Raw genomic sequence first — 24,067 nt, forward strand, 5'->3', positions numbered from 1 at the left:
TTTCAACGACGCGGGGTGGAGCAGCTCGGTAGCTCGCTGGGCTCATAACCCAGAGGTCGCAGGTTCAAATCCTGTCCCCGCTACTGAAGGCCTGGGGCCGGAATCCGATGAGGATTCCGGCCCCAGGTGTTTTTGTGCCGTCTACCGGCGGGCCGCCGCCACCGCGTCCGTGTACAGCTCGCGGGTGAGGTCCTCCGGGGCGATGCCCAGATCGCCGAGTACCGCGCGGATGTCGTCGAGGGCCGCTGTGACCTCGGTCTCCTCCTCCACCAGGGTCTCGATCTCCAGGAACGTCCCGTCCAGCTCGGGCACCCGTACGAGAGTGGCGAGCATCTGACGGCCGTACGCCTCGAAGCGGTGGCTGCGGCAGCGCTTCTCGAAGACGATCGCCGGTACGTAGCCGAGGTGCTCCAGGATGGCGTGCGCGATCTGCGAGTCCTCGACCCGTGTCTCGTACTCGGGCTTCGAACCGGACGCCTCGTCCACGGCTGCGGCCTTGAAGGTGAGTACGGTCCGCCGGTCGCCCGTGCCGTGGTCCACCACGAACCGCAGCCGTAACTCCTCGTCCCGCGCGCGCAGACCGCCGTCCGGCAGGTCGTAGTACGTGTCCTGATACGTCTCGGACCGCCCCTCGGCCCGCTCGTCGAGCGCCCGCGCGACCGCCTCCGGCGCACGGATCCGAGCCTTCAACTCCGCCTCGATCACGACCCGTTCCTCTCCTCACCCGCCACCCGCGGTGCGGCGCGGCAGAGTTCAGCGGTTGACCGCGAAGACCGTGCCGCTGTCGTTGCCGACGTAGACCGTGGCGTCGGTCGCCGTGGGCGAGGAGCGGATGTCCCCGCCGGTGCGGTACGTCCACAGGGGCTTGCCGGTGTCGGTCCGTACGGCGTAGAGGTTGCCGTTCTTGCTGCCGACGTACACGGCGTCGCCGAGGACGGTCGGCGAGGAGTAGACGACGGCGCCGACGGTGAACTTCCACTTCTGCTTGCCGGTGACGGCGTCCACGGCGTACAGGTTGCCGTCGTCACTGCCGACGTAGACGACGCCGCCGGAGACGACCGGCGAGGAGCCGACTCCGCCCCGGGTGGTGAAGGCCCAGCGGAGTGCGCCGGTGTCGCAGTCGACGGCGTACAGGTTGCCGTCGTAACTGCCCACGTAGATGACGCGGTCGGCCACCGCCGGTGAGGACTTGACGTCGCCGTCGGTCGGGAAGGCCCAGCGGCGTTCGCCGGTCGCCGCGTCGACGGCGTGGAGCCGGGCGTCCTCGCTGCCGACGTAGACCCTGTTCCACGCGACGACCGGGGAGGAGCGGATCCGGCCCTCGGCGGCGAACGTCCACTTCCGGTCGCCCGAGCGGGCGTCCACGGCGTACAGGTTGCCGTCGTCGCTGCCGGCGTAGACCACTCCCCCGGCGACCACCGGAGAGGAGTTGACCTCCCCACGGGCGCTGAACTGCCAGCGCTGTTCGCCGGTCTTCACATCGACGGCGTACAGGTGGTAGTCCGCGCTGCCGAAGTAGGCCAGACCGCCGGCCACGGCGGGGCAGGTGTAGACGCCGTTGCCCGTGCTGAACTGCCAGCGCGGCTTGCCGGTCTCGGCGTCCAGGGCGTACATGCTCCCGTCCTTGCTGCCGGCGTACACCAGCCCGTTCGCGGCGAGCAGCGCGGGCGCGACCGGGCCGCCGGTGCCGCGTCTCCATCGCAGCCGCCCCGGGGTCGGCACGCCGCCGTCCGGGTCCTTCAGCGTGTCGTTGCCGTTGCCGTTGCCCTTGTCCGAACCGTCGTCGGGGTCCTGATCGCCCCGCCCCAGCAGATACGTCCCTACGCCCACGGCGGCGACGCCTCCCACGCCGGCGAGCGCGGCCAGCACGCGGCGGCGGGGCGGGGGTGGAGGCGGAGGCGGAGGCGGGGGCGGAGGCGTTCCGGTGGACGGGGAGGCCGGCGGCGGAACGTGGGAGTCGCCGGGGGTGTGGCGGTCGTCGGGGGTGTGGCGGTCGGCGGGGGTGGGGGCGTCCGTCCCGCCCTCGGCTGTCGCGGTCCGCGTACCGTGGTGCTGCTGCTGCCACGGCTGCGCTGCCGTCCCTCCCTCCTCCCCCGCGCGGCGCACCGAGGAGGCCACGGACGCGGGGAGCCAGGCGCCGCCGTGGAGGGCGAGGGTCACGGTGTCCGTGCCGTACGGCGCGTCGGGGGCCGGGAGGATACGGGCGGCGAACTCGGCGAGCAGCTCGGCGACGGTGGGCCGGCGCTCCGGCACCTTGTCGAGACACCGGCTGAGGAGGGGACGCAGCCCGGCGGGTACGGCGGACAGGCTCGGCTCGTCGTGGACCACGCGGTAGCCGACGCCGAGCGACGGGCCGGACCCGAAGGCGGCCTCGCCGGTGGCGGCGAAGACGAGTACGCCACCGAGGGCGAACACATCGGCGGCCGTACCGGCGCGGCCACCCGTCAACTGCTCGGGCGACATGAACGCGGGGGTGCCGATGACGGCTCCGCTGCGGGTCAGCGAACTCGACCCGGCGGCGATGGCGATCCCGAAGTCGATCACCTTGGGGCCGTCGGGGGCGAGCAGCACGTTGGAGGGCTTGAGGTCCCGGTGGACGAGGTCCGCGGTGTGGATGGCCTGGAGCGCCTCGCTCAGACCGGCGCCGAGGGCGAGCACCGAGGACTCGGGCAGCGGGCCGTGGCGGGCGATGGTGTCGTCGAGCGAGACGCCCGCGACATGGACGGTGGCGAGCCACGGCGGGTCCCCGTACGGGTCCGCGTCGACGACCGCGGCCGTGAAGGCCCCGCTGACGGCCCGCGCGGCGGCGGCCTCCCGGGCGAACCGCTGCCGGAACTGGGGGTCGTAGGTCAGTTCGGGCCGGATGGTCTTGACGGCGACCGCACGGCCACCCGGCGACACCCCCAGATAGACCCGCCCCATCCCACCCGCACCGAGCCGCCCCACGATCCGGTACGGCCCCACCTGCCGTGGGTCACCGCTCTCCAACACCTGCGCCATGGGCCCCCTGCCCCCTTCTGAGGGCAATCCACCCCCCGGATGCCTTCTCGTCCATGATGTCCGCCACGCACGCGATCCGCACCGGCCTGTGCCCTCGGACGCGCCACAGCGCCCCCGGGGTTCCCGGAACCCCGGCGTCATCGGAGTGACCCGCATGGGCGGCACCGGCATGCCCGCCCGGGGACGGCGTGCCACGCTCGGAACCGCGCGGCTCGCGCCAGGCGCGATGCGCTGTGGCGATGCGAGGGCGGCGCGAGGAGGCGGTGCGCATGCCGGTCGATGCGGCCGGGTCGGAGGGTGCCTCGCCCCCGGACCCGATGACGCTTCTGCGCAGCCGCGCGTACCTGGTGCTGCTGGTGATGGCCGCGCTGATCGGCGTACCGGTGTCCGCCCTGGCGTTCGGCTTTCTCGCGCTGGTCGGTGAGGTGCAGCCGTTGATCTACGCGGATCTGCCGGAGGCGCTCGGGTTCGACGGGACGCCGGTGTGGTGGCCGGTGCCGCTGCTCGCCGTCGGGGGGCTGCTCGTGGGGCTGACGGTCCGGTATGTGCCGGGGCACGGCGGCCATGAGCCGACCGCCGGGTTCCAGCCCGCCGGCGTACCCAAGCTCATCGAACTGCCCGGGATCTTCGCCGCCGCCCTGGCCACGCTCTGCTTCGCCGCCGTCCTCGGGCCCGAGGCCCCGCTGCTGGCGCTCGGCGGCGGGCTCGCCGCCGCTGCCGTACGGGTCGTCCGACGCGATCCGCCGGAGCAGATGAGCGCGGTGCTGGGCGCGGCGGGGAGTTTCGCGGCCGTCAGTTCGTTGCTGGGGTCGCCTCTGCTGGGGGCGTTCCTCCTGATGGAGGCCTCCGGGCTGGGCGGGCCGGTGATGGCGATGGTGCTGGTGCCCGGGCTGCTGGCCGCGGGCGTCGGCGCGCTCATCTTCGTCGGGCTGGGGTCCTGGACCGGGCTCGGCACCTACTCGCTGACCCTGCACGACGTCCCCGAGGCCACCCGCCCGACGGCGGCGGAGTTCGGCTGGGCCCTGGTCGTCGGGCTGTCGGCCGCGCTCGTCGGGGCGGGCATCCGGTGGCTCGCTGTCCGGCTCCGGACGCACGTCGAGCGGCGGCGGGTGCCGGCCACGGTGGTCATCGGCTTGGTCGTGGCGGGGCTGGCGATCGGCTACGCGGAGAGCAGCGGCAAACCGGCGACCGATGTGCTGTATTCGGGGCAGACGGCACTGGATCCGTTCCTCACGCAGAGCGCCACGTACTCGGTGGGGGCGCTGGCGTTGCTGGTGCTGTGCAAGGGCCTCGCCTACTGCGCCTCGCTCAGCGCCTTCCGGGGCGGCCCGATCTTTCCCGCGATGTTCGTGGGCGCGGCGGGCGGCATCCTCTGCTCCCATCTGCCGGGGCTGAGCCTGGTCGCGGGGTTCGCCATGGGGATCGGGGCGATGAGCGCCGCGATGCTGCGCCTGCCGCTGGTCTCCGTCCTGCTGGCCACCCTGCTGATCGGGGACCGGGGGGTCACGGTCATGCCGCTGGTGATCGTCGCGGTGGTGGTGTCGTACGTGGCTACGGCGAGGCTTGCGCCGTTGCCTGTGTCGGAGCCGTCGGGGCCGCCTTCGCGGCGGCCGGGGTGACCGCTCGACACAACGGCGTCGCGGTGGGCGGGCGACGGTCGGGGTGACGGCTCCGGCACAGCGGCCGGCGTGGCGGGCGCGGCGACGAGTGGCGGGCGCGGCGACGAATGGCGGGCGCGGCGACGAATGGCGGGCGGCGGGCGGCCCCGGAAGAACCCGGCCGGCATCGGTCCCGGACCTGGGGAGGGCGGGGCTACTCCCGGAACCGGTGGCGGCTACCCCCGGAACCGGCCCCCACCAGCCGACTCCACCCCCGCAACCCGACAGCGACCGGCCCCACCCTCCCAGCACCCCACCCCGCCCGACCCCGATCCCCCTCACCCCTCACCCATCACCCATCACCCGCGGCACCGATCACCCCCCGCACCGATCACCCCCCGCTCACGACAGCGGCCCCAGAATCCCCTCCGAGTCGATGAGCCCCTGTTCGCTCGGCGCCTTGCCGTCGGTGAAGACGCGGGCCGCCTGGCGGGCTCGGAAGTCGGGATGGGCCTCGGCGGGCCGGGCGTAGCCGTGGCGGGCGCGGGCCTCCGCGGGGGTCAGCACCTCCGCGTTGCGGGGCGGGACGCCGAGCTTCATCGGCGCGATCACCGCGACCGTGGAGGGCGACAGCCGCCCGATGAGGCGCAGTTCGGCCCGGGGGCTGAGGTGGACGAGCGCGAAGGCCGTCCTCATGACGGGCACGATGAGCACGTCGAGGAGGCGGGACTGCCGGATGCCGGCCAGCTCGCGCATCCAGCGCGGCATCGTGGCGAGGGTCGCGATCCGCTGGGCCCTCGCGACCGCCATGGTCACCGGCTTCGCCCAGCGCGGCACCGGCGGCAGGACCAGCTCGCTCCGCAGCAGATGGTTCATGGCCTGGCGGGCGATCGGGCTGGCGGACAGCCGCGGGCGCATCTCCTCGAAGTACGCCCGGACGCCGTCACGGCTGCGGGGGACGTCGTCGGGGGAGCACGTCTGCAGCGCGGCGGCGACCGCGCACGCCTCCCAGTACTCCTTCTCCTCCCGCTCCGTCAGCCTGCCGGGTCCGTACTTCTCGTAGGCGTAGAGGATGGAGTGCCAGCCGGTGAGCTGGATCCACAGCTGCGAGGCCGGGTCGTTGGCGTCGTAGGTCCCGCCGCCGTACGGCAGTTCGCCGATCGCCTTGGAATGGATCCTGACCAGGACGTCCGCGGCCTCGCACACCTGCCGTGAACCGGCGAAGGCCACCATCGCGAAGTACCGCAGGGTCCGGTCGTAGCGCGTGCGGGAGCGCCGGTAGATGCCCTGGGTCGCGTGGACGGCGGCGACCAGCGGCGGATCGAGTTCCTCGACGACCACGGCCCGCTGGAACCCGACCGTCGGTGCCGTCGGATAGCTCCAGACCTTCCACACCACCGAGCCCGGCCCGAAGAACCCGTAGTCCTCATGCGGTTCGACCTCACTCCGCCTCAGCCTCGCCGGCCTCGCCAGTCTCGCCATCGACCCTCACCCCCTCGCCTCTCTACTTACGACACTGCTGTCGTAAATTAAGACATGACTGTCGTAAACTGGGAAGGTGTCTGCGCCCACCTCTTCGGAAGACCGCCCGCCGCGCAAGCGACGCCCGTACGCCCCGCGCGTCCCGCTCGCGCAGCGCCGTGAGCAGTTGCTCGACGCCGCGCTCGCCGTGATCGTGAGCGACGGCTACGACCGGGTCTCCATCGACGCCGTCGCGAAGCGGGCCGGTGTCGCCAGGTCGGTGGTCTACGGCGCCTACGACGATCTCGGCGCCCTGCTCACCGCGCTGCTCGACCGTCAGCAGGCCCGCGCCTTCGCCCGGTTGCTCGCGACGCTCCCCGACGGGGTCGACCCGCGCGACCCGGCCGGGTTCGCCGCCGAGGCCGTACGGCGGATGTCCGCGATGCTCCGCGAGGACCCGGACACCTGGCGGCTGATCCTGCTGACGCCGGGCACCATGCCCGCGGTCGTCCGCGACCGCATCGAGGCGGACCGGGAGCGGTTCCGCCGCCGGGTCGAGGAGTGGATCTCCCACGTCCCGGCCGGGCGGGGCGGCGCGGACCCGGAGGTCCTCGCCCACGCGCTCGTCGCCTGCGCGGAGCACTTCGGCCGCGTCGCGCTCACCGATCCCGGCAGGTTCGACCCGTCACACCTGGTCGACCAGGTACGGCTGATCCTCGGCGCACTCTGGCCGCCGCCCCGCTGACGACCGCAGGCGCTCTAGGTGACCGACCCCAAGAGACGCTCGCCCGAGCCCCGGCTGATCAGCCGCGTGGGGATGGTGATCGTGCGGGTGCGGGTGGTGTCGCCGTCGAGGCGGGCCAGCGCGGTGGCCGCGGCCGCCTTGCCGATCTCCTCGGGGTTCTGGGCGACGACGGTCAGGGCCGGTTCGAGGGCCTCGGCGAGCGCCACGTCGTCGAAGGCGACGACCGCGACGTCCTTGCGGTTGCTGCGGGCGAGTTCGGTGACTATGCCCAGCGCGACGATGTTGTTCCCGGCGAACAGGGCCGTGGGGGGATTCGCCAGGCCCAGCAGCTGGGCGGTGGCGGCCGAGGCACCGTGCTGGTCATGGGCGTTGGTCACCAGGGAGCGGTCGTGGGGCAGGCCCGCCTCCCGCAGGGCCGCGCGGTATCCGGCCAGCCGCTCGCGGCGGGTGTACAGCCCCGTGGGCAGGTCCCCGACGAAGCCGATGCGCCGGTGTCCGTGGGCGATCAGGTGGGCGACGCCGTCGTGTGCGCCCGAGCGGTTGGAGCTGACGACGTGGTCCGCGGCGAGCCCGACCCCCGGGCGGTCGAGGAAGACGATGGGCAGGCCCGCGGCGCGGTGGACCTTGAGGTGGGAGTGGTCCGCGCCGACCGACGGCACGACCATGAGGATGCTGATGCGGCGGGCGAGGAACTTGTCCGTCAGGGCGCGCTCCCGCTCGGGGTCGTCCGTGGAGGAGCCCATGAGGAGGGTGAGGCCGCGCTCGGCGACGGTGTCCTCGATGCCCCGGGCGACGGCTCCGAAGAAGGGGTTGGCGACATCGGGGATGACCAGCCCGATGGTGGTGTCCGGGCCGCCGACGCGCATGTTGCGGGCCATCAGGTTGGGCTTGAAGCCGAGTTCGGCCACTGCGGCGAGTACCTGCTCCCGGGTCTGCGCCGAGACGGGCCCGTCCTCGTTGAGGACCCGGGACACGGTCTTGGCGCTGACGCCGACTTCGCGCGCGACGTCGGCCAGGGTGGGGCGGCGGTTCGCTGCCATGGAGGAAACGGTCTCCTGTTGCTCGTCTTGCTCGTCGGTTCCGGCCTCGGCCCGCGGCCTGGGCCACCGCCTCGGCCGGAACCTTTCCGTGCTGAGAATGCTCTCAGCCGGCCTGCACTCCGGCGGCCTTCGCGGCCTCCGAATCCGCTACGACAGTAGCGCCGGCCTCGTCCACGGCGAGCGCGCCGGTCATGATGGCGACGACCTCCGCCATGGAGAAGTCGGACGGCTTGATCACGGCGGCGCGCCTGCCGAGGCGGTGGACGTGGATCCGGTCGGCGATCTCGAAGACGTGCGGCATGTTGTGGCTGATCAGGACGACGGGCATGCCCTTGTCACGGACCCGGCGGATGAGGTCGAGGACCTGACCGGACTCCTTGACGCCGAGGGCGGCGGTGGGTTCGTCCATGACGACGACGCTGCGGGCCCAGGCGACGGCGCGGGCCACCGCGACGGCCTGCCGCTGTCCGCCGGAGAGGGTCTCGACGGACTGGGTGAGCGAGCGCAGACCGATCTTCAGGTCGGCCATGTGCTCGGCGGCCTCCTGCCGCATGCGCTTCTTGTCCAGCATGCGGAAGGCGGTGCCGAGGACACCGGGCCGGCGCAGTTCGCGGCCGAGGAACATGTTGGAGGCGATGTCCATGGACGCGGCGACGGCGAGGTCCTGGTACACCGTCTCGATGCCGTGGGCGCGTGCGCTCTGCGGACCGGAGAAGGTGATGGGCTCGCCGTTGAGCCGTATCTCGCCCGCGTCCGGGGCCACGGCACCGGTCAGGGCCTTGATCAGGCTGGTCTTGCCGGCGCCGTTGTCCCCGATGACCGCCAGGACCTCGCCCGGCATCAGGTCGAAGTCGGCGCCGTCGATGGCGGTGACCTGGCCGTACCGCTTGACCAGACCGCGGGCCTGCAGAACGGGGGTCTCGGTGGCGGTCATCGTGCCTTCTTCCGGGAGATCTGGTCGACGGTCACCGCGAGGATCACCAGGACACCGGTGATCAGGGTCTGGTAGATCGAGGCGACACCCATCAGCTGGAGGCCGTTGCGGAAGACGCCGACGATCAGGACGCCGATGAAGGTGCCCAGGACCGAGCCGCGTCCGCCGAAGAGGCTGGTGCCGCCGAGGACCACGGCGGTGATGCTGTCGAGGTTGTCGGTCTGCCCGGCCTGCGGATCGCCCACGCCGGTACGGGAGATGAGCAGCAGGGCGGCGATGCCGTACAGCACTCCCGCCACGGTGTAGACGCCGATGGTGAGCCGGGAGGTGCGGATGCCGTTCAGCCGGGCCGCCTCCGGGCTGTTGCCCAGCGCGTAGACGTGCCGGCCCCAGCCGGTGCTGCTCAGCGCGTAGGCGAGGAGCAGGAACAGGGCGATGGTGACCAGCGAGCCGTAGGTCACGTCGGTGTAGCCGAGCGGGAAGGTCTCCCCCAGCGCGGTCAGCGGGCCGGGCAGGTTGGTGACCGTCTGCTCCTCGGAGTAGATGTGGGTCAGCGCGAACGCCACGTTCAGCATGCCGAGGGTGACGATGAACGGCGGCAGCGGGATCTTCTGCACCAACGCCCCGTTGAGCAGGCCGAATCCACCGCAGACGACCAGGCCCAGGGCGATGGCGGCCAGCGGCGGCAGGCTGCCCTCGGCCGCCATCCTGGCGATCACGATGCTGCCGAACGCCATCACCGCGCCGCACGACAGGTCGATGCCGGCCGTGAGGATGATCAGGGTCTGGCCGATGGCGAGGGTGCCGACGACCATGACCTGCTGAATGATCAGGGAGAAGTTCCCGCCGGTGAGGAACTGGTCGGTCGACAGGGAGAAGAAGGCGCAGGCCAGGAGGAGGGCGGCCAGGGGCCCGGTGGTCGGAGCCGTGAGCAGCCTGCGGGCCGCCGTCGGCGCCTTCAGCTCCGCGTACGGCGAGGATGTGCTCGGGGGCGTGGACGTGGCTGTCATGCGAAGTCCTTGTCGGAAGACAGAGATCCTTGTCGCCAGGACAAGGGGGGCGGCCGTCCCCACCGGTCGGGGAGGAGAAGGGCCGGCCGCCCCGCTCAGGGAGGTGGCGGTCTCGTACGGTCTCGTACGGTCCTCGGGCCTGCCGTGCGGACCATGCCGGCCTGGGGCCACGACGCCTGACGACCGCCGGTGAGCGGGACTCGGCGCGTGCGGCCGCAAGGCGGAGCCCGGCGGCCCAGGCGTGATCCGAACGACAGGTCCTAGGTCGTTTCCGCGAAGTCCCGTCGTCCGCCCGGAGGGCGGGACTTCGCGGACACGGCCTAGGGGGCGGCTCAGCCCCAGCAGTTCTCCAGGCCGTAGGCGGTGTCCTTCGACGTGACGCCGTCCTGCGCCTTGTCGGAGATCAGCGTGACCCCGGTGTCGGTGTAACCGGACGCCTTCTTGCCGTCCTTCGCGTAGGTCACCACGGCCTTGACGCCCTCGGCGGCCATCTTCAGCGGGTACTGCTGCGAGGTCGCCGCGATCTTGCCGTCCTTGACGGCCTGGGTGCCGGTGCAGCCGCCGTCGACGGAGACGATCAGGACGTCCTTCTCCCGGCCCTTGGCCTTCAGCGCGGTGTACGCGCCGAGGGCGGCGGGCTCGTTGATGGTGTAGACGACGTTGATGTCCGGCTCCTTCTGGAGGCAGTTCTCCATCGCCGTCTGCCCCTTGGCCTGGTCGCCGCCGGTGTCCTGGGCACACAGGACGTCCTTGTCGGAGGCGCCGAAGCCCTTCAGGAAGCCCTCGTGGCGCTGCACGCCGACGGAGACGCCGGGCGCGAGGTCGAGCGTGGCTATCTTCGCGGCCTTGCCCTTCATCACGGCCTTGGCGTACTCGCCGATCAGCTCGCCGGCCTTGACGTTGTCGGTGGCGAAGAGGGCGTCGACGGCGCTCTGCGGTTCCGTCGGGGTGTCCAGGGCGATGACCAGGACGCCCTTGGCCTTCGCCTTCTCGATCGCGGGCACGATCGCCTTGGAGTCACTGGGGGTGATCAGGATGCCCTTCACCCCGGCGGCCACCATGTTCTCGATGGCGGTGACCTGCCCGGCGTTGTCCCCGTCGAACTTGCCGGCCGCGGTCATCAGCTCGACACCCTCGGACTTCGCGGCCTTCTCCGCGCCCTCCTTCATCTTCACGAAGAACGGGTTGGTGTCGGTCTTGGTGATCAGACCGACCTTCACGTCGCCCGAACCGGCACTGGACGAATCCGAGCCGGTGTCGGCGCCGGAACCGGGCCCGCAGGCCGTCAGGGCGAGGGCCGCGACGCCCGTCACGGCGGCGGCTCTGAGGACGGAGGAGGACAGGCGAGTGGTGCGAGACATGAACACTCCTGAGGGATAGCGGGCGGCACAGGGCTGGGTACGGGCAGGCCACCCCCGGTGTCACCGTTGACTTATGTCATCGTTGACACTGCATGGCGAGGATGATGGACTCCGTCTCCCGGCAACGTCAATGCCTTCCGCCCGTCACAAATCGGCAACGCCCACATCGCCGGCCGAGCACCACCGGCCGGCCGCCGGGGTGCGATCCACCCGTTCGCCCGTACCGCCGCCCGTACCGCTCGCCCGTACCGCTCGCAGAGAAGAGCAGCTCATGAGCCCGCGCCAGATCACCGTCCTGGGAGAGTGCGTCGCCGACGCCTTCACCGAGCCCGCAAGCGCCTCGAACGAGCTCGCGCTGCGCGTCCTGCCCGGCGGCGGGCCCGCGAACACCGCCGTGGCCCTGGCCCGTCTCGGCACCCCGGCACGTTTCCTCGCCCGGCTGTCCGGCGATGTGTTCGGCCGCCTGTTCCGCTCCCACCTGGAAGCGTCCGGCGTGGATCTGTCGAACGCCGTGGCCGCCGCCGAACCCAGCACGCTCGCCGTGGCGGAGCTGGACGCACAGGGACAGGCCGCGTTCTCCTTCCACGCCCAGAACACGGCCGACTGGCAGTGGACTCTCGACGAGCTGGCGGGAGTCGACCTGTCCGGCACCTCCTGTCTGCACACCGGGTCACTCGCCCTGGTCAGGGAGCCCGGCGCGGCGGTCGTGGAGGAGTTCTTGGCCAGGGCCTCGGCCGAGGCCACCGTCAGCATCGATCCCAACGTCCGTCCGCTGCTGGTGCCCCCGGAGGTCTACCGCGCCCGGATGGCCCGCTGGTGCGCGTCGGCGGATGTGCTGCGGCTGAGCGAGGACGACCTGCGCCTCCTCCTGCCGGGCGTCCCGCCGGAGGATGCCTGCGAGGTGTGGCACACGGCCGGTGCGCGGCTGGTCGTGATCACGCGCGGCGCCGACGGCGCCCTGGCCTCGCTGGACGGCGAACGCGTGGCGGTACCCGCGGTGGCGACCCGGGTCGTGGACACGGTGGGGGCGGGGGACTCCTTCACCGCCGGGCTGCTGCATCACCTCGGCGCCCAGGGGCTGCTCGGCGGCCGGCTCGCCGCCGTCCGTCTCGACGATGTCGCGGAGGCCTGCCGGTTCGCGGCCCGGGTGGCGGCCCTGACCTGCGCGGTTCCCGGCCCCAACCCGCCCTGGCAGGACCAGTTGGCAGAGCTCGCGGCCGTCGACCACGGCTGACCGGCGGACGAGCCCCGACGGGCTCCCCATCGGGCGACCCCCTCGGGCAATCCTGTCCGAACCGTTGACGCGTCGGCCGGAAACCGCTCATCATCGGGCCACTCGATGTCAGCGTTGACACATGTCATCGCTGTCACCTCTGGTCGGTGGTGTGGACGTCACCGCGGGCCAGGGCGTCACTCTTCGGGCCGCCCGCCGCATGCTGTGCTGCGTGGACGGCCGCAGCACAGGAGACACCATGAGCTCTGGACGCGTATCCCGGCCTGCCCGTGTGCGAACGGCCCTCGCGGCGGCGGCCGTCTGCGCCCTGTCCGCCGCCCTGCTCGCCCCGCAGGCCGTCGCGGCCGACACCCCGCCGTACTCCGAGACCTACCGTCCCCAGTTCCACTTCACTCCGGAGAAGAACTGGATGAACGACCCCAACGGCCTCGTGTACTACAAGGGCGAGTACCACCTCTTCTACCAGTACAACCCGAACGGGAACTCCTGGGGCGACATGTCCTGGGGGCACGCGGTGAGCACGGACCTCGTCCACTGGGAGGAGCTGCCGCTCGCCCTGTCGCACGACGACGAGGAGATGGTCTTCTCCGGCAGCGCCGTCGTCGACGAGGACAACACCACCGGTTTCGGCACCAAGCGGAACCCGCCGATGGTGGCGATCTACACCAGGCACGACAAGTCCACCGGCATACAGTCGCAGGCCCTCGCCTACAGCACCGACCGCGGCCGCACCTGGACCAGATACCAGGGCAACCCCGTCATCGACATCGACTCGAAGGACTTCCGCGACCCCAAGGTCCAGTGGTACGCGCCCACCCAGAGCTGGTTGATGACGGTGTCGCTGTCCGCCGAGCACAAGGTGCGGTTCTACTCCTCCAAGAACCTCAAGGACTGGACGCAGCTCAGCGAGTTCGGCCCGGCCGGCGCGACGGGCGGCGTGTGGGAGTGCCCCGACCTGTTCCCGCTAGCCGTGGACGGCGACAAGAACAACGTCAAGTGGGTCCTGGTCGTCAACCTCAACCCCGGCGGGATCGCGGGCGGTTCGGCCGCCCAGTACTTCGTCGGCGACTTCGACGGCACGAAGTTCACCGCCGACGACGACGGCAGCTACACACCGCCCGCCGGGACGGTGCTCCAGGACTTCGAGGGCACCGACTTCGGTGCCTGGACGGCCACGGGCACGGCGTTCGGCGCCCGGCCCGCCGCCGGGACACTCGACGGACAGCAGACCGTCTCCGGCTTCGACGGCCAGGGCCTGGCCAACGGCTTCCACTCCGGGGACGCCACCACCGGCACCCTCACCTCGCCCTCCTTCACCGTCGACAGCCCGTATCTGAACTTCAAGATCGGCGGCGGACGCCACCCGCACCGACCGGGCAGAGTCCTCGCCGACTTCGACGGCGGCACCTACGGCGACTGGACGACCACCGGCGACGCCTTCGGCCCGGCACCGGCCACCGGGACCCTCCCCGGCCAGCAGCAGGTCTCCGGCTTCCAGGGCGGCGGCCTGGTCAACACCTTCCGGAACGGCGACGCCACCACCGGCACCCTCACCTCGCCCGAGTTCACCCTGGACAAGCGCTACGTCACCTTCCTCATCGGCGGCGGCAACCACCCCTCCGGCTCCGCCGACCCCACCGCGCTGGAACTCCTCGTGGACGGCCAGGTCGTGCGCAGCGCCACCGGAAAGGACGCCGAGGCGCTGGAGACCGCCTCCTGGGACGTCCAGGACCTCGCCGGCAAGAAGGCGCGGATCAGGGTGGTCGACGGCAACACCGGCGGCTGGGGCCACCTCAACGTCGACCAGATCGTGCTGTCCGACACCCGGGCCGAGCCCGGCACCCAGGAGACCTCCGTCAATCTGGTCGTCGACGGCCAGGTCGTCCGCAGCGCCACCGGCGCCGACAGCGAGACCCTCGACTGGGCCTCGTTCGACATGCGCCCCTACCTCGGCAAGCAGGCGCGGATCCAGCTCGTCGACATGAACACCGGCGGCTGGGGCCACATCCTCGCCGACCGGTTCACCACCGCCGGCTCCCCCGCACAGTCCGTCCTGCAACGCGCCCACTGGGTCGACTACGGCAAGGACTACTACGCGGCCGTCTCCTGGGAGAACACCCCGGGAAGCAAGCGGCACATGATCGGCTGGATGAGCAACTGGGACTACGCCGGCGCCACCCCCACCTCCCCCTGGCGCGGCGCGCAGAGCATCCCCCGGCAGATGGCGCTGCGCACCGTCGACGGCCGCGTCCGGCTGACCAGCGAACCGGTGAGCGACGTGAAGTCCCTGCGGCAGACCCCCGCGGTGACCGCGATCCCGGGCACCGTGACGAACACGTCGCAGCCGTTGGCCGGCTCCGCCGCGGACGGCACGGCGCTCGACATCGAGGCCACGTTCTCCGTCAAGGACGCCGAACGCTTCGGGCTCAAGGTGCGCACCGGCGCCGGGGGCACGGAGACCGTCATCGGCTACGACACCGCGACCGAGGAGCTGTACGTCGACCGCACCCGTTCCGGCGCCGTGGACTTCAACAGCACCTTCCCCGGCGTCCAGACCGCGCCTCTGAAGCCGGTGAACGGCAAGATCAGGCTGCGGATCCTCGTCGACTCGTCGTCGGTCGAGGTCTTCGGCGGCAGCGGCGAAGCCGTGATCACCGACCAGATCTTCCCCGACCCCGCCGACCGGGGAGTCCAGGTGTTCGCCGAGAACGGCTCCGTGAAGCTGGACAAGGCCACCGTCTGGCACCTCGACTCCATCCACGACTGACGCCCCGGCGCCACGTCCCGACCACACGTCCCAACAGCCACGACAGCCACGACAGCCACGACCCGAGGACAGCTCAGCATGAAGAAAACCCTGCTCGCCGAGTTCACCGCCCGCGAAGGAGCCCAGGAAGAGGTCGCCCGCCTGCTCGGGGAGTACGCCCGGACGGTGCGCGAGGAGGAGGGCAACCTGGCCTTCGAGGTCTACACCAAGGAGGCCGCCCCCCGCGCCTACTGGATCTTCGAGGTCTACCGGGACGAGGACGCCTTCCAGACCCACCTGAAGGCCCCCTACGGCCCCCCGTTCAACACCGCACTCACCCCCCTCATCGAGGAGGACGCCTCCGTCCTGACCTTCCTCACCCCGTCACCCTGACCCCCTGCCCTGACCACACAGCGGCGCCCGAGCCGACCAAAGCCGACTCGGGCGCCGCGTGGCCTCTTGTGGCCCCGTCAGCGGTTCCCGTCAGCGGTTGAGGACTTCCTCGATCTTGGCGGCCACGCGCTCGGCCTGGATGTCACGGCCCTTCTCGTTGGGGTGGGCGTACCAGGGGATCGGCTGGCCGAAGAGTTCGAGCGTGGAGTTCTCCAGCAGGCCGCCGATGCCCCGGTCGGCGCCGTCGCAGGCCGTGTTGTTTCCGGTGTTGTCGTAGAGGTCCACGAAGTCGGCACCGTCGTCCGCGGCGGCCTTCTTCATGACGTCGTCCAGCCGCTTCTGGACCTGGTCCAGGACCGGCAGCGCGTCCTGGGGGATGTCGACGAACGGCAGTTCCGTCTGGCCGGGGGCCGCCGTCAGGCACTTGGCCGTGTCCTGGGGCACGAGCCTCGGGTAGCCGACCAGGACGCGCTCGGTGCCCGAGGTGGCGTAGCTCATCATCATGAGCATGTCCTCCAGGTTCACTTCGACCTGCTGGAACTTGTAGTCCAGCCAGTCCTTTCCGTCGCCCGAGGCGAAGAAGTCCGCGCACTCGCCGGCCGGCTTGCCCGGGGCCACCGGCTCTCCGGGCAGCAGCACTCCGGCGTCGCCCCGCAGCTTGTCGGAGCACTGCTTGAGGATGCTGGTGAAGCCCAGCGTGTTGCCGCCCATACCGCCCACGACCAGCTGGGTGTCCTGCTTGAGCGCCTCCCGCTGCGCCGGCACCGTCCCCGCGCCGAAGGGCAGCTGCTGCTCCTGCCAGAAGTTGTCGATGAGTGCGCCTCCGCAGGAGACGTCCGACTGGACGTCGAGCGTGATGCCCTTGTCGGCCAGGCTCCGGGTGGCGACGGCGGGATAGTTCTCCGTGGCCTGGAAGCACCAGCCCCTGGGCTTGTCCATGTCGTTCACGGGAGCGATGCCGAAGTTGGCGGTGTAGGAGTCGCCGAAGAAGACGGTCGGCACCGGGTCGGCGGGCGCCGCGTCGGCGGTTCCCGCCGGGACGGCGAGCGCCAGGCAGCTGCCCAGCGCGACGGCCGCGGCGGCCAGCCGCCGTGCCTTGGGAGTGGTCGTCTTACGCATGGCCGAAGACATGGCTGTGCCCTTTCATCGGGGCTCACGAGGAGAGGCGAGCGCGATCTGAACGCTCCGTATTCATTCATGAGCACAGCGTGATGCCCCCAGCGAGTGCGGCTACACCCGGTCGTTCTTGGACAACCCCCTCATATACGCCCATCTCGCCTGGCCAGAAGGGGGCATGGCCGACGACCCCGGACGTGATCACAACCCGAAAGATACGGAGCCCTCCCGTCCGCCACCCGGGCCCGGCACCGGGCCCGTGCGCTTCAGGGGCCGAGGCCGCCTCCAGACGAACGACAACCCCGCACGGGCGGACGGCAGTCGAAGACCAGTCCCGCGGCCGAGGTGCCTGCCTCCGCATACTCGGCCGGAAGCCTGTCGGCGGCGCGCGCGTCGACCGCACATCCGCTCAGGCATCGCTCACACACGGCCCCGAAAACGAAGCGGCGCCCGACCCGACCGAAGCCGACCCGAGCGCCGCACCGCAGGTCAGGGGGGATGTCCCCCACCCGCGAACCGTAGGCCCTGTGGGACTCGAACCCACAACCAATGGATTAAAAGTCCTGGCCAAAGCTTGCTGGGTGGTTCCGGACAGTCCTTCGGCATCCGGAATTACCTGGTCAGGACAGATGTGACTGACTACGTGCTCTTCTCCGTGATGACTCGTGCGGCTCCGTCCGCTCACGCATCGCTCACGCAAGAAGGCAGGCTGAGCAGCTTCTTTATCGGCGCCGCCGCCCGTAAGGCTCGGCGTCCGGCAAATACGTCCGCGTGCGCCAGACTTCGCTTGACGGGTAGTCCTGAACCGGCTCTCGACGAGACACCAGGGAGGACAGCCACCCGGCCGCGTCATACCGCAGATCGGAAAGCGCCCTACGGAACTGAGGCTTCCATGGCCTTCGGGCAAAGGTGTCGATCTCATCAGGATCGCGTCGGCGCCGCAGCCAATTCCTGACAGAGTGACTACCGATGCCGACTACCAGCAACCACACCGCCACTTGGCCCAGGCCGTAGATCCACCCCTCTGAGGTGAGCGCGCGGTGCGCTCCATCAGGCTGTCTGCCCGCAGCTGGGACCGCCCGCAGAATGCGATCGCTACCCACCGCACACAGCACAGTAGCGACCGCAACCAGCAGGGCGACCAGATGAACTCGGAGTGCCGCCACCGCACGCAGTACGTGAGTCGCGATCGTGCCGGGTCTCTTCTGCATGACCGCTGCTGTCTCGGCCTGCGTGTAGTCCATGGCCTTGGTCGCCCACACTGCCGTGCGCTGTTGCGGAGGGAGGTCGTGCAGCGCCTTGTACACAGCCACGCGATTGGCGACCAGCTCACTGAAGTCCGCGACATGGGGTTCCTCGGCCGCAGGCACTTGCCCTGCCCACGCCGCAGGCGGCTCCAGTCTCGACCGGTTCTGCTGACTGGCGGCCCGCACATCGTTGCGAATCACTGCATACAGATAGGCGCGAGGCTCGCGGATCGTCTGAGGGGTGCGAAGCGCCTTGGTGAACGCCGACTGCACTATCGACCTTGGGAGCGATATCAGCTCCCGGATCTGCCTGGCAGCCTGGAGCTCTGCGCGATCAGGACGCCGCTGAGGAGGAGTGACGCCGGTCAGGCGGATCGCGGGTCGCCGCAGTCTTGACCGGCGCGTTCTGGTCAGGGAGTGGACCTCAGCGGGGGTGCCTGCCACGTCATCCCGGGCGGCTGGAGTAGGGGCGAGGGCTCGGGGCCGGGGTCATCGGTGTCGACGACTCCGGCGGCCGTGTGGTCGAAGTCGGCGGGCCAGCGGGTGTGCTCGCTGGCCAGGGCGCCGGTCAGGCGTGCTTCGACAAGGTTGGCGGTGCTCAGGTCGGTGCCGCGCAAGTCGGCCATGCGGAGGTCGGCGCGGTGGAAGACCGCGCCGTGGGCGTCGGCCTTGCGCAGGTTTGCCTCGCGCAGGTCGGTCTCGGTGAAGTCGGCGTCCCGCAAGTCGGTTTCGACCAGCTTCGCGGCCCGTAGGTCGGCCAGAATGCAGCGAGCCCGGCGGAGAATCGCAGTCGTGAGGTCGGCGTGCCGCAGGTTGACCGAGACCAGGGACGCCTGGGTCAGATTGGCGTGGTATAGGCCCGCCGCCTCCATGCAAGCGCGGTCGAAGTTGACCTCGGGGAACCACAGTCCGTCACAGTCGGCCCGGCGCAAGTCGGTGATGCTGAGATTGACCCAGGACTGCTCCCGGTGCCGGCACAGTACGCCGAGCGCGGTCAGCGCCACCTGGGCGTCGGCGGCGCGGGTCTCCAGGGGTGCGATGTCGTTGATGGGCACGTCTGCCGCCGGTGATTCGGGCCCGGTGGGTGGCCAGGGCAGGTGTGTACGCAGATACGCGGCCTGGATGGAGATGATGGCTTCCCGGTCGCGGGCGGACTGCTCTGCGATCCGCCACAGCGCGTGCAACCCGCCGATGCGCACATCCAGCTTGTCGCTGCCTAGCTGGTCGACGGCCCGGCTGAACCGGTCGGTGACGTAGCCCTCCTGGGTGGCGCGCAAACCGTCCTGACTCACCCGCAGTTGCCGCCAGGTGGCGTACGCGCCGAAGAGCACGACCAGGCCGCCGACCACCTGCAGAAGGGTCGTACGGACATCGTTCACCGCTTTAAGCCGATCCTGCACGGCGACGCTCGCCCCGGCGAGATCGTGGTCGACCACCACCCCCGGCAGTACGACGAACACCGTGCCCAGAATGACCAGCCCCGCCCCGGCCAGCAGACCTGCGGCTATACGACGTCTGACCAGCCCGTCGTGCCATGGCCGCCGCCCGCGGTCTGGTTCCCCCATCTCCATGGGCATGGGAGCCTAGTACTCCAGTCATAGATCGCGACCTGACATAGCGTCACCTCCATTGAATCGGCTGCCAAGGATGATGGCCGAGTGCATCGGCATGTTCTGGATCTACTGACTGTTCACCAGATGCCCCAGTTGGGTCGGCTTCACGGCTGCGTGTGTTGCTCGGCCGCGTCGAACGCGGGCGCGAGCGGGGCCAGCGCGGTGCGGAGCTGGTCGGGCAGTGAGCCGGAGGGCACGACCAGTCCTCCGGAGGCGAAACTCTCGGCGGCCTCTGCCTTCCCGGCTGGCCGGAGCCAGCCTTCCAGGGCGATGCGAACTGCCGCGGCCACGCTTGCCGCGAGGACGCGGGCTGTGCGCGCTTCGGCGTCGCCCAGGCGTTCGGCGATCACCGCCGTGAGAGGCGGCTCGATGCCGGCGGTGGTATCGAGGAACGCGTCGCGCAGCGCGGTCTGGGTAGTGATCAGCAGCAGCGCCTTGTGTTCGCGCTCTCCGGTGTTCGTGTACTGCTCGACCACTGCTTCGGTGACGGCGTCAGCCAGGCGCACTCCTGCGGGCCGGGCCGCGACCGCCGCCGCGATGCGCGCCTCCCGGTCCGCGGTGACAGCGGAGACGATCGCCTGCTCGCGGCTGGCGAAGTAGTTGTTGTAGGTGCGCGGCGAGACCCCGGCCGCTTCGGCGATGTCCTCGACCCGCACCTGGTCCGGTCCGCGCTCCACGGCCAGGCGCAGGGCCGCATCGCGTAGTGCCTCGCGCGTTGCCTGCTTCTTCCGCTCCCGCAGCCCTGGCGGTGGTGTCGTCACGGCGTCAGCGTTCCACACAGGGCTGCGCGTGCGCAAAGTTGCGCGTACGTAAACTTGCGTGCACGCACTTTTCCTGCCAGCCTCGACCCGACCGAGACCGGCAGAGAGGACGTCACCATGCGAGCAAGAGGAATGACCTACGACACCGGATTCGTCGTGCACGGCCAGACATCCCGCGAACACTTCGACCCCGCGGTGGTCCGGCGCGAGCTCGCCATCATCCGCGACGACCTGCACTGCAACGCGGTCCAGATCATCGGCGGCGACCCGGACCGACTGGAGCTGGCCGCCGGTGCCGCCGCCGAACTCGGCCTGGAGGTCTGGTTCTCGCCCTATCCGCTGGAGCTGGACCTGGAGCAGATCCTCACGCTCTTCCGCGACTGCGCCGAGCGAGCGGAACGACTCCGGCAACAGGGGGCCGAAGTCGTGTTCGTCGCAGGGGTCGAGCTGAGCGTGATGAACCGCGGGTTCCTGCCCGGAGAGAGCCCCGAAGAGCGGGTCGAGCAGCTGATGAGCCAACCCGAGCGACGGGCCGAAGCCATGCGCGAACTCGGCGTGCGCATCAACGCATTCCTCCGCGACGCCGCGGCCACGGTCCGCGAGCGCTTCCAGGGCAAACTCACCTACGCATCCATCCAGTTCGAGCAGGTCGACTGGACGCCCTTCGACATCGTGACGTTCGAGCTGATCCGCTCCGCCGAGGTCGCCGACCGGTTCCGGGACGCGGTGCGCACCCTGGCCCAAGGCCCGAAGCCGCTCGCCATCACCGGGTTCGGCACCGCGGCCTACCGCGGCGCGGGAGACCGCGGTGGGCGGGTGCTGGAAGTGGTCGAGCACGACCCAAAGACCAAGGCCCCTGTACGGCTGAACGGCATATACGAGCGTGACGAGGCCGGCCAGGCCGCATATCTGAGCGAGCTGCTGGAGATCTTCGAGACCGAGGGCGTGGATAGCGCGTTCGTGTTCTTGTTCGCCTTGCCCGGCTACCCGCACCGCCCGGACGGCGACCCCAGGGACGACTTGGACCGGGCCGGCCTGGGCATCGTCAAACTCCTCGAAGGGCGCCGGGGGCAGACCTACCCCGACATGGAATGGGAGCCCAAGGCCGCCTTTACGGCAGTGGCGCATCGGTATAGGAGGTGACAGGACCCGCGCACGGTGACCACGGCTCGGGGTCTGCACTGCGGCGCACTGCAGATCCCGAGCAGATGGAAGCGGTATTCGCCGGACACGCTGCAGACCTCGCGCCGGTATACCGCCGCCGCGACCTGCGGGCCAACGGGGTGTTGTACCTGCGCGGGTTACTGATGCCAGGCATTGCGGGCAACTGCTGGTCGATCGCGAAGGCGGTCGGCCTGGACCGGCCGTATCGCCGCGTCCGCCGAGAGACCCGCGAAGGTGACTGAGCCTACGTGAGTTCCTTCCGCATCAACGTGCACATCGTCTCGTAGCGGCGCAACGACCCATCAGGGGCTTGCTCGTCCCACGAGTCCGGCTGACGGTCGTACGCGACATAACCCAGCCTTTCGTAGAGCGCACGTGCCCGGGGGTTGCTTTCCTCCACACCGAGCTCGGCCTGCCGCAGACCGCGGTTCCTGATCCGCAGTTCTGCGGCTTGAACAAGGAAGGTGCCAATCCCGCACGACTGCAATGCGGGGTGGACTGCCAGCTGCCACAAAGTGCCAGCCCCCTTCTTGACCTGATAGTCGACGCCGCCTTTCGCCACAGGGATGCCCGTTGCAGGGCAGACCGCAAGGTAGTCGACCTCGCCGGTCCGGACACGTTCCAACTGCTTGGCGACGCCAGCCAAGTGGAGGTCAGACCCTGCCCACCCGCACGACGCCAGGTCCGCTTGCACCAAATCGCGGGCCGACAGCTTCAACACAACATTGATCATCTTCAGTACCTCCGGCGAGCCAGCATCCATGCCGATCACACAGGGCGCAAAGCCGTTTCCGCTGCCCACACTCCTGGCTCGGGCCACCGCTACTCAAGCAATCAGACGAACACTGCTACTGAAAGCGAACGGCGCCAGCTGCGAGAGGCCGCCGCGAATGGCCGGCAGTTGAGATGATCTTGCTGTGTCTGGTGTGATCACGGCGTCCGAGCCGTCCTGGATAGCCCCGTTCACCGGGCTGAGCCCGCGGCAGTTCGGCAAGCTGGTCACCGCGCTGCGGCGCGAAGGTGCGGACCCGGTCCGCAAAGGTCGGCCGTGGAGCCTGCCACTGCACGATCGGGTCCTGTCGGTCACCGCTTACCGGCGAACGAACCTGACACTGCGGCAACTCGCTCCGCTGTTCGGGGTATACAAGTCGGCTGCGGATCGGATCGTCGATCAGCTCGGGCCGCTACTGGCCCTGCGGCAGCGCAAGCAATTCCGCAAGGAGACCGTGCTGATCGTGGACGGCACCCTGGTTCCCACGTGGTCGGCCGACGGGTGCCCGGCAACAGGTGCAGTTCGGGGTGGACTGGGTGTTCGACCTGGCCCGCGTCTCGGCGTTCGTCGGCGGGTACCGGTCCGTGGTGCCGCTGGAAGACACCGCGCTCGCGGATGGTGTCCGCAGGCTGTGGTGGAAGCGGATGACGGACTTCTGGCAGCTGGAGTTCCACTACGACCGCGGTGTTTTCTCCTGTGATGAGTTGTTCACCGCAGACGAGGCGTTGTTGCACTGGTGGACCTCGGGGCAACCGCCTGGTCAGGACAGGCTGGGTGCCATCCAGCCAAACGAGCTCAGTTGAAGACAGATGCGCGGAAGGTATTGCGGATGTCCGTCAGGGGTTGGCGGTCGCGGGTGTAGTAGAGCTTATTGGTCAGCAGGACCGCCCACCGTTGGAGCCGGGGGGAGATCCACATGCCGGTCCCCGTGAAGCCGTAGTGGACCCAGATGTCGTCGGAAGCATCGGCGCCGTGTGCGGGGTGCCAGAAGAGACCGCGCGCGGGAGTCAGGGAGCCTGTCTGCGTGGTGAGTGACTCCGCCGTCCACGCGGATCCGAATCCCGCCCTCTCCTGGACGCTGTTCTGGTCCAGCATGTAACGCAGGAAGCGGGCGAGGTCGTCGAGGACGGTGAAGGCGCCGGCGATGCCGCACACGCCGCCGAGAAGACGGGCGGAGAAGTCGTGGGCGGTGCCCTTGAGGTGGGTGTTGGTGTCAGGGTCGAGTTCGGTGGGCGCGCATCGGGCGGCGGCTTCGGCGGGTAGGGGGCCGAAGCAAGTGGAGTTCATGCCCAGGGGCTGCCAGGTCCGTTCCGTGGCGAGCTGGTCGAGGGTCTGGCCGGAGAGGTGTTCGGCGAGGTAGCCGAGGATGAGCGCGGCCCGGTCGGTGTACTCGACAGCCTCGCCCGGCGGGCGGTGCAGGGCTTCGTGCAGTACGCCGTCGCGGATGTCCTGGAGGTCGGTGCCGTACAGGTTCTTCAGCTGGGCCCGGAGCGGGACGCCTGCGGTGTGGGTGAGGAGTTGGCGGGCTGTGACGGCCGCGAGTGGGTGGCCTTCGATCTCCATCCAGAACTCGCCGAGCGGGGCGTCGAGGTCGAGTTTGCCTTCCTCCCACAGGACTCCGACGGAGGACCAGACGGCGAGGATCTTGGTGAGGCTCGCCGCGTCGAAGACGGTGTCGGGGCGCATCGGAGCGTTCGGTTCGTCGGGGTCGAGAACTCCTGTCGTGCCTTGGGCCCGGATGCCCGAGGCGTCGCCGACGGCCCAGACGGCGCCGGGGTAGACCTTGTCGCGAACGCCTTCGTCGAGCAGGGCTTCGATGCGGTCGGTGCGGTACGTCATGGTCTCCCTGTTCGCCGTGGGCATCCCGCCGGT

The 24,067-nt window shown here is 70.3% G+C and carries 21 protein-coding genes, 1 tRNA gene and 1 pseudogene; 10 read left to right on the forward strand and 13 right to left on the reverse strand.

Annotation, left to right across the window (positions count from 1 at the left end; genetic code table 11):
* Nucleotides 1-9: 9 nt before the first annotated feature.
* Nucleotides 10-83: transfer RNA gene (locus tag ACZ7MG_RS33710), tRNA-Met, on the forward strand.
* A 58-nt stretch (nt 84-141) separates the two neighbouring features.
* Here ACZ7MG_RS33710 and cyaB read toward each other — a convergent pair.
* Nucleotides 142-705 carry a class IV adenylate cyclase gene (cyaB, locus tag ACZ7MG_RS33715; RefSeq protein WP_471382883.1) on the reverse strand — a complete coding sequence of 188 codons (564 nt, stop codon included), beginning with the start codon at nt 703-705 and terminating at the stop codon, nt 142-144.
* Nucleotides 706-753: 48 nt separating this feature from the next.
* Entirely contained in the window at nt 754-3,000 is a 2,247-nt protein-coding gene (locus ACZ7MG_RS33720) for an outer membrane protein assembly factor BamB family protein (protein ID WP_471382881.1), read from the reverse strand.
* A 269-nt stretch (nt 3,001-3,269) separates the two neighbouring features.
* Here ACZ7MG_RS33720 and ACZ7MG_RS33725 point away from each other — a divergent pair, with 269 nt between their 5' ends.
* Complete coding sequence (locus tag ACZ7MG_RS33725) at nt 3,270-4,619, forward strand: chloride channel protein (RefSeq protein WP_471382879.1); 1,350 nt, start codon at nt 3,270-3,272, stop codon at nt 4,617-4,619.
* Nucleotides 4,620-5,000: 381 nt separating this feature from the next.
* Here the strand turns inward: ACZ7MG_RS33725 and ACZ7MG_RS33730 are convergent, their stop codons facing one another.
* Nucleotides 5,001-6,080: an oxygenase MpaB family protein gene (locus ACZ7MG_RS33730; protein WP_471382877.1), complete on the reverse strand. Its 1,080-nt coding sequence runs from the start codon at nt 6,078-6,080 to the stop codon at nt 5,001-5,003.
* A gap of 76 nt (nt 6,081-6,156) precedes the next feature.
* Between ACZ7MG_RS33730 and ACZ7MG_RS33735 the strand changes: the two genes are divergently transcribed.
* Nucleotides 6,157-6,804 (forward strand): TetR/AcrR family transcriptional regulator, encoded by a 648-nt coding sequence (locus ACZ7MG_RS33735; RefSeq protein ID WP_471382875.1) that lies wholly within the window; start codon nt 6,157-6,159, stop codon nt 6,802-6,804.
* Nucleotides 6,805-6,818: 14 nt separating this feature from the next.
* On the opposite strand, the gene ACZ7MG_RS33740 is transcribed toward ACZ7MG_RS33735, so the two are convergent.
* The 4 genes from ACZ7MG_RS33740 to ACZ7MG_RS33755 all read right to left on the reverse strand — a co-directional run bounded on the left by ACZ7MG_RS33740 (nt 6,819) and on the right by ACZ7MG_RS33755 (nt 11,149).
* Complete coding sequence (locus ACZ7MG_RS33740; RefSeq protein WP_471382873.1) at nt 6,819-7,844, reverse strand: LacI family DNA-binding transcriptional regulator; 1,026 nt, start codon at nt 7,842-7,844, stop codon at nt 6,819-6,821.
* 103 nt (nt 7,845-7,947) lie between these two features.
* On the reverse strand, nt 7,948-8,778 hold the full coding sequence (locus ACZ7MG_RS33745) for an ATP-binding cassette domain-containing protein (RefSeq protein WP_471382872.1): 831 nt from the start codon (nt 8,776-8,778) through the stop codon (nt 7,948-7,950).
* Nucleotides 8,775-9,788, reverse strand: coding sequence for an ABC transporter permease (locus ACZ7MG_RS33750; RefSeq protein ID WP_471382870.1), 1,014 nt, complete (start codon nt 9,786-9,788; stop codon nt 8,775-8,777). Before ACZ7MG_RS33750 ends, ACZ7MG_RS33745 begins: the two co-directional genes overlap by 4 nt.
* 332 nt (nt 9,789-10,120) lie before the next feature.
* Nucleotides 10,121-11,149 carry a substrate-binding domain-containing protein gene (locus ACZ7MG_RS33755; protein WP_471382868.1) on the reverse strand — a complete coding sequence of 343 codons (1,029 nt, stop codon included), beginning with the start codon at nt 11,147-11,149 and terminating at the stop codon, nt 10,121-10,123.
* A 271-nt stretch (nt 11,150-11,420) separates the two neighbouring features.
* Here ACZ7MG_RS33755 and ACZ7MG_RS33760 point away from each other — a divergent pair, with 271 nt between their 5' ends.
* The 3 genes from ACZ7MG_RS33760 (at nt 11,421) to ACZ7MG_RS33770 (ending at nt 15,522) form a co-directional block, all read left to right on the forward strand.
* Entirely contained in the window at nt 11,421-12,383 is a 963-nt protein-coding gene (locus tag ACZ7MG_RS33760) for a carbohydrate kinase family protein (RefSeq protein WP_471382867.1), read from the forward strand.
* Nucleotides 12,384-12,621: 238 nt separating this feature from the next.
* A complete protein-coding gene (locus ACZ7MG_RS33765; RefSeq protein WP_471382865.1) occupies nt 12,622-15,150 on the forward strand; it encodes a GH32 C-terminal domain-containing protein in 2,529 nt (842 codons plus the stop codon).
* 78 nt (nt 15,151-15,228) lie between these two features.
* Complete coding sequence (locus ACZ7MG_RS33770) at nt 15,229-15,522, forward strand: putative quinol monooxygenase (protein WP_471382863.1); 294 nt, start codon at nt 15,229-15,231, stop codon at nt 15,520-15,522.
* Nucleotides 15,523-15,612: 90 nt separating this feature from the next.
* Here ACZ7MG_RS33770 and ACZ7MG_RS33775 read toward each other — a convergent pair whose 3' ends face one another.
* From ACZ7MG_RS33775 to ACZ7MG_RS33790, 4 genes are all read right to left on the reverse strand, one after another.
* Entirely contained in the window at nt 15,613-16,653 is a 1,041-nt protein-coding gene (locus ACZ7MG_RS33775) for an SGNH/GDSL hydrolase family protein (protein ID WP_471382861.1), read from the reverse strand.
* 707 nt (nt 16,654-17,360) lie between these two features.
* Complete coding sequence (locus ACZ7MG_RS33780) at nt 17,361-18,158, reverse strand: RNA polymerase sigma factor (protein WP_471382859.1); 798 nt, start codon at nt 18,156-18,158, stop codon at nt 17,361-17,363.
* A 137-nt stretch (nt 18,159-18,295) separates the two neighbouring features.
* On the reverse strand, nt 18,296-19,450 hold the full coding sequence (locus ACZ7MG_RS33785) for a pentapeptide repeat-containing protein (protein ID WP_471382857.1): 1,155 nt from the start codon (nt 19,448-19,450) through the stop codon (nt 18,296-18,298).
* Nucleotides 19,451-19,602: 152 nt separating this feature from the next.
* Nucleotides 19,603-20,259, reverse strand: a complete 657-nt coding sequence (locus ACZ7MG_RS33790) for a TetR/AcrR family transcriptional regulator (RefSeq protein WP_471382856.1) — start codon at nt 20,257-20,259, stop codon at nt 19,603-19,605.
* A 132-nt stretch (nt 20,260-20,391) separates the two neighbouring features.
* On the opposite strand from ACZ7MG_RS33790, the gene ACZ7MG_RS33795 reads away from it, so the two are divergent.
* Together ACZ7MG_RS33795 and ACZ7MG_RS33800 are read left to right on the forward strand one after the other, a co-directional pair.
* The gene (locus ACZ7MG_RS33795) at nt 20,392-21,402 is read left to right on the forward strand and encodes a hypothetical protein (RefSeq protein ID WP_471382854.1); all 1,011 of its coding nucleotides are present in this window, start codon (nt 20,392-20,394) and stop codon (nt 21,400-21,402) included.
* Between the two features lie 65 nt (nt 21,403-21,467).
* A complete protein-coding gene (locus tag ACZ7MG_RS33800; RefSeq protein ID WP_471382852.1) occupies nt 21,468-21,665 on the forward strand; it encodes a hypothetical protein in 198 nt (65 codons plus the stop codon).
* A 2-nt stretch (nt 21,666-21,667) separates the two neighbouring features.
* Here ACZ7MG_RS33800 and ACZ7MG_RS33805 read toward each other — a convergent pair whose 3' ends face one another.
* The gene (locus ACZ7MG_RS33805; RefSeq protein ID WP_471946425.1) at nt 21,668-22,156 is read right to left on the reverse strand and encodes a GNAT family N-acetyltransferase; all 489 of its coding nucleotides are present in this window, start codon (nt 22,154-22,156) and stop codon (nt 21,668-21,670) included.
* 184 nt (nt 22,157-22,340) lie between these two features.
* On the opposite strand from ACZ7MG_RS33805, the pseudogene ACZ7MG_RS33810 reads away from it, so the two are divergent.
* Nucleotides 22,341-22,682 (forward strand): annotated as a pseudogene (locus ACZ7MG_RS33810) (transposase family protein); the annotation flags it as partial.
* Between the two features lie 40 nt (nt 22,683-22,722).
* A complete protein-coding gene (locus tag ACZ7MG_RS33815) occupies nt 22,723-22,998 on the forward strand; it encodes a hypothetical protein (RefSeq protein WP_471383010.1) in 276 nt (91 codons plus the stop codon).
* On the opposite strand, the gene ACZ7MG_RS33820 is transcribed toward ACZ7MG_RS33815, so the two are convergent.
* Entirely contained in the window at nt 22,991-24,034 is a 1,044-nt protein-coding gene (locus ACZ7MG_RS33820; RefSeq protein WP_471383002.1) for a serine hydrolase domain-containing protein, read from the reverse strand. The two genes, ACZ7MG_RS33815 and ACZ7MG_RS33820, sit on opposite strands and share 8 nt — an antisense overlap.
* Nucleotides 24,035-24,067 lie beyond the last annotated feature (33 nt).

The organism is Streptomyces sp. NPDC107538 (genome assembly GCF_055657445.1).

What these genes read in the sequence shown, in the direction of transcription:
- ACZ7MG_RS33720 (WP_471382881.1), bottom strand. Translation starts at nt 3,000, where the DNA reads ATGGCGCAGGTGTTGGAGAGCGGTGACCCACGGCAGGTGGGGCCGTAC.
- ACZ7MG_RS33760 (WP_471382867.1), top strand. Translation starts at nt 11,421, where the DNA reads ATGAGCCCGCGCCAGATCACCGTCCTGGGAGAGTGCGTCGCCGACGCC.
- ACZ7MG_RS33800 (WP_471382852.1), top strand. Translation starts at nt 21,468, where the DNA reads ATGGAAGCGGTATTCGCCGGACACGCTGCAGACCTCGCGCCGGTATAC.
- ACZ7MG_RS33820 (WP_471383002.1), bottom strand. Translation starts at nt 24,034, where the DNA reads ATGACGTACCGCACCGACCGCATCGAAGCCCTGCTCGACGAAGGCGTT.
- ACZ7MG_RS33775 (WP_471382861.1), bottom strand. Translation starts at nt 16,653, where the DNA reads ATGTCTTCGGCCATGCGTAAGACGACCACTCCCAAGGCACGGCGGCTG.
- ACZ7MG_RS33805 (WP_471946425.1), bottom strand. Translation starts at nt 22,156, where the DNA reads ATGATCAATGTTGTGTTGAAGCTGTCGGCCCGCGATTTGGTGCAAGCG.
- ACZ7MG_RS33750 (WP_471382870.1), bottom strand. Translation starts at nt 9,788, where the DNA reads ATGACAGCCACGTCCACGCCCCCGAGCACATCCTCGCCGTACGCGGAG.
- ACZ7MG_RS33745 (WP_471382872.1), bottom strand. Translation starts at nt 8,778, where the DNA reads ATGACCGCCACCGAGACCCCCGTTCTGCAGGCCCGCGGTCTGGTCAAG.
- ACZ7MG_RS33765 (WP_471382865.1), top strand. Translation starts at nt 12,622, where the DNA reads ATGAGCTCTGGACGCGTATCCCGGCCTGCCCGTGTGCGAACGGCCCTC.
- ACZ7MG_RS33785 (WP_471382857.1), bottom strand. Translation starts at nt 19,450, where the DNA reads ATGGGGGAACCAGACCGCGGGCGGCGGCCATGGCACGACGGGCTGGTC.
- ACZ7MG_RS33755 (WP_471382868.1), bottom strand. Translation starts at nt 11,149, where the DNA reads ATGTCTCGCACCACTCGCCTGTCCTCCTCCGTCCTCAGAGCCGCCGCC.
- ACZ7MG_RS33725 (WP_471382879.1), top strand. Translation starts at nt 3,270, where the DNA reads ATGCCGGTCGATGCGGCCGGGTCGGAGGGTGCCTCGCCCCCGGACCCG.
- ACZ7MG_RS33770 (WP_471382863.1), top strand. Translation starts at nt 15,229, where the DNA reads ATGAAGAAAACCCTGCTCGCCGAGTTCACCGCCCGCGAAGGAGCCCAG.
- ACZ7MG_RS33740 (WP_471382873.1), bottom strand. Translation starts at nt 7,844, where the DNA reads ATGGCAGCGAACCGCCGCCCCACCCTGGCCGACGTCGCGCGCGAAGTC.
- ACZ7MG_RS33795 (WP_471382854.1), top strand. Translation starts at nt 20,392, where the DNA reads ATGACCTACGACACCGGATTCGTCGTGCACGGCCAGACATCCCGCGAA.
- ACZ7MG_RS33730 (WP_471382877.1), bottom strand. Translation starts at nt 6,080, where the DNA reads ATGGCGAGACTGGCGAGGCCGGCGAGGCTGAGGCGGAGTGAGGTCGAA.